Here is a 3,558-nt window from a genome sequence, read left to right as displayed (position 1 = left end):
AAGGGGAGCATCGGAGTGCGATGAATTGACAGATTGCTCGCTCCGCTCGAAAGGACAAAAGGGGAGCATCGGAGTGCGATGAATTGACAGATTGCTCGCTCCGCTCGAAAGGACAAAAGGGGAGCATCGGAGTGCATCGGATGGCAAGATTTCTCGCTGCGCTCGAAATGACAAGGGAGCTGTTGGGCCGTGGGATGGTGAGCGCCGCACTGTCATGTCGTTGGTTTGTTAATCTGGGCGGCGTTCGTGGAAGGTGAATTCAACAGAGAGCGATAGCCGAGTGCAGGCGAGAGTGAAAGGTGAGATGCGTACTTTCGCGAATTGATGATACCGCGCTGTTGTTTACCATCGAACGCATAGCGACAGACGCCTCTACGAATGTGAGGTGCCGGGATGGGCAATAATCCGGCGTGTAGTGAGATGTACCCCTGTGAGTGTAACGAGCCTATACATCTACCTCCTTCTGCGAATCTGCAAGCATTATCTCGCGCGTATCGAGCATCGTGCCGTAATCCAAGAGCGTGGTACAATGCCGCCAAAGACGCATACCACAGGACACCACGATGAGCCTTGACAGCATTCGGATAATTGTGGCATTAATCATCGGTGTACTACTCGTCGTACAGGCTCGGCGCAGCACAGCCGGCTCGCGGCGGCAGTGGGCGTTGGGATTAGGAGCGGCGGCAATGGTCGTTGTTGCTACGGCCAATGCCATTCCGGCTGCGCTCACACCGTTGATGGTTATCGGCGGCGGGCTGGTGTTAATCGCAGTGTGGCTACTCTGGCAAGCGTACCAACGCGGAGAACTGGAAGATCGCTTCGAGCGCGCCCGACGCTATTTAGAGGCAGAACGGCGTCGTTACGATGAACAGGATCGGGGAGGTTCGCACGATGATTGATCTCGAGACGATTGGCCGGCGAGCGAAGACGGCGGCGCGCACGCTGGCGAAGGTGTCAACCGAACAGAAAAATGCGGCGCTCCACGCAATTGCCGATGGGTTATTGGCCCGCCAAGATGAAATTCTGTCAGCAAACGCGGCCGACGTAGCCGATGCCGAACGAGCCGGCACACCGCCGGCGATTGTCGATCGCATGCTGTTGACTGAAGCGCGACTAGCGGCGATTGCCAACGATTGCCGGAAGGTGGCAGAATTACCTGACCCGGTAGGTGAGATTTTTGACCGGCGTGAATTGCCGTCGGGTTTGCGCTTGTACAAACGGCGAGTCCCAATCGGCGTGATCGGCGCCATTTACGAGGCACGGCCCAACGTGACAGTTGACATTGCTGCGCTGTGTCTCAAGGCCGGTAATGCCGTGATCCTCCGTGGCGGGAGCGATATTGCGCGCAGCGTGGCTGCCACTACGACCGTCATTGCCGAAGCACTAGAACAAGCCGGTCTCCCGATATTTGCCGTACAGAGCATTACCGATCCCGACCGCGAATTGGTGCGGCAGTTGCTACGGCTTGATCGCTACGTGGATATGATCATCCCTCGCGGTGGTGTTAGCCTTCATCGGTTTTGCGTCGAGAACGCGACGGTGCCGGTAATCGTGGGTGGGATGGGGGTTAGTCATATTTATGTCGAGCCAAGCGCCGATTTTGCCCGTGCTGTGCCGGTCGTGGTCAACGCCAAAGTGCAGCGACCGGGAGCGTGCAATGCGCTCGACACCTTGCTCGTTCACCGCGCCGCAGCACCGGTCTTCTTACCTATGGTCGCAGCAACGTTAGCCGAGTACAATGTTGAGCTACGCTGCGATCTAGAAGCACTTGCTATCCTTGCCGACGCACCCGGCCACGAGAACTGGCAGTTGCGACCGGCAGAACCGGCCGATTTTGGCCGTGAGTTTCTGGCCCTGATCGTGGCGATCAAAGTCGTGGGCGATATTGATGAAGCCCTCGATCATATTGCCCAGTACGGCGGCCATTCTGAAGCGATTTTGACCGGTGATCCGGCCAACGCGGTTCGCTTTACCCGCGAAGTTGACGCAACTGCGGTGTTCGTGAATGCCAGTACTCGCTTCAACGACGGCGGTCAGTTTGGATTAGGCGCTGAGGTGGCAATCTCAACCAACCGCCTGCACGCCCGTGGGCCGATGGGTTTGCAAGAATTGACTACATACACGTGGATCGGTGAAGGGGATTATTTGGTACGGATATGAAAGCAGAACAGACACCGGTATGACTTTTACGCTATGCCTGGCTCATCTTTATCCCGATCATATGAATGTCTACGGTGACCGTGGTAACGTGATCGCGTTGCGTCAACGTTGTCTACGGCGCGGTATCGAGCTAGAGGTGATCCCTGTTCAGCCGGGTGATATCATCGATTGGAGAGCAGTCGATTTCGCATTTTTTGGCGGTGGTCAGGATAGCGGGCAGGCACTGATCACCACCGATCTGATCGAGCGGCAGGGGCCGGAATTGCGTGCGGCGATTGAGGATGGGTTGGTGCTTTTGGCGATCTGCGGCGGGTACCAGTTGCTCGGCCACTATTTTCTGACTCACACCGGCGAGCGCTTGCCCGGGTTGGGCGTGCTCGATGTGTATACGATTGCCGGTAAGCGGCGCATGATCGGTAATATCGTGATCGAGGTTGATCTAGGGCACGGACCACAACGGTTGGTCGGATTTGAAAATCATAGCGGTCGCACATTTCATGGTGCGCGAGTACGTCCGTTTGGCAAGGTCTTGACCGGCTACGGCGATAACGGGCAAGACGGTTGGGGCGGTGCGGTCTATCGCAATACGTTTGGGTGTTATTTGCACGGTGCCTTGTTGCCGAAGAATCCGCAACTGACCGATCACCTGATCGGTCTGGCGTTGCGGCGCCGGTACGGTCAGCAAGCCGAGTTATTACCATTGCCTGCCGAACGCGAATTGGCCGCACAGCGGGTGATGGTACAACGCTTGTTACGACGGTTCTAAGTAGGACGCTGTCATTATGGAGGAGTCACGACGATGCACATCACCACCGGCGCGCCAACCGAAGAAGAGGCGGCAGCGGCAATTGCAGCGATAACCTTGTTACTATCTGAAGAGGTATCACACGTTGCGCTAGCTTCATCTGAACCACCGGCGCGATGGCGCGACTCGATGCGACTGATTGCCCAAGGAATATCACCGATGCGGGTACCGGTTCCACCACGCTGGCATACGATTGAGCGACTACGACGGGCCGGCAAGGGTGGAATGGGGATTGTAGGACTGTAAATCCCCTGCTGCCGCTGATTTAAGGTCGAATCCTGAAGAGCCGCGCAACTATGATGAAGCCCACTGCACGGGCTGTAAGCCTCACTTCAGTCCCTTCGCTCGCATGGCGGGAGAGGGGGTCAGGTTGGATAGCCACACAAAACAACATATGTTTGTGTGTTTTGAGTCTTTTTGTGGCGATTGATTACGCTCCGGCAGTACCCAACCCTAGAGGGTCTACCATGACGAAGCCCGCGGCGCGGGCTGATGATTCTCACCCCTGTCCCCTCTCCCACTGGCACGGGAGAGGGGCGATTATTCCTTGCGGCAGGAGAGGGGCTGGAGGTGAGGGCATACGCAGAGGCGCT

4 protein-coding genes are annotated in these 3,558 nt (G+C 56.9%); all 4 read left to right on the top strand.

The window, feature by feature from the left end; translation table 11 throughout:
* Positions 1-563: 563 nt before the first annotated feature.
* From ACP5OT_RS17565 to ACP5OT_RS17550, 4 genes are read left to right on the top strand one after another with little or no spacing between them, the layout of a single operon-like run.
* On the top strand, positions 564-899 hold the full coding sequence (locus tag ACP5OT_RS17565) for a hypothetical protein (protein ID WP_424677497.1): 336 nt from the start codon (positions 564-566) through the stop codon (positions 897-899).
* Positions 892-2,160: a glutamate-5-semialdehyde dehydrogenase gene (locus ACP5OT_RS17560; protein ID WP_424677496.1), complete on the top strand. Its 1,269-nt coding sequence runs from the start codon at positions 892-894 to the stop codon at positions 2,158-2,160. The genes ACP5OT_RS17565 and ACP5OT_RS17560 overlap by 8 nt, the downstream gene beginning before the upstream one ends.
* A gap of 19 nt (positions 2,161-2,179) precedes the next feature.
* A complete protein-coding gene (locus tag ACP5OT_RS17555) occupies positions 2,180-2,926 on the top strand; it encodes a type 1 glutamine amidotransferase (protein WP_424677495.1) in 747 nt (248 codons plus the stop codon).
* Positions 2,927-2,959: 33 nt separating this feature from the next.
* A complete protein-coding gene (locus ACP5OT_RS17550) occupies positions 2,960-3,211 on the top strand; it encodes a hypothetical protein (RefSeq protein ID WP_424677494.1) in 252 nt (83 codons plus the stop codon).
* Positions 3,212-3,558: the final 347 nt, after the last annotated feature.

This window comes from Chloroflexus sp., from assembly GCF_049970315.1.
Classification (GTDB): domain Bacteria; phylum Chloroflexota; class Chloroflexia; order Chloroflexales; family Chloroflexaceae; genus Chloroflexus.
The sequence above is the reverse complement of the archived record's forward strand: the minus strand, read 5'-3'. Positions and strand labels throughout refer to the sequence as shown.

Coding starts and splice junctions, on each gene's coding strand:
- ACP5OT_RS17565 (WP_424677497.1), top strand. CDS start 564: ATGAGCCTTGACAGCATTCGGATAATTGTGGCATTAATCATCGGTGTA.
- ACP5OT_RS17560 (WP_424677496.1), top strand. CDS start 892: ATGATTGATCTCGAGACGATTGGCCGGCGAGCGAAGACGGCGGCGCGC.
- ACP5OT_RS17555 (WP_424677495.1), top strand. CDS start 2,180: ATGACTTTTACGCTATGCCTGGCTCATCTTTATCCCGATCATATGAAT.
- ACP5OT_RS17550 (WP_424677494.1), top strand. CDS start 2,960: ATGCACATCACCACCGGCGCGCCAACCGAAGAAGAGGCGGCAGCGGCA.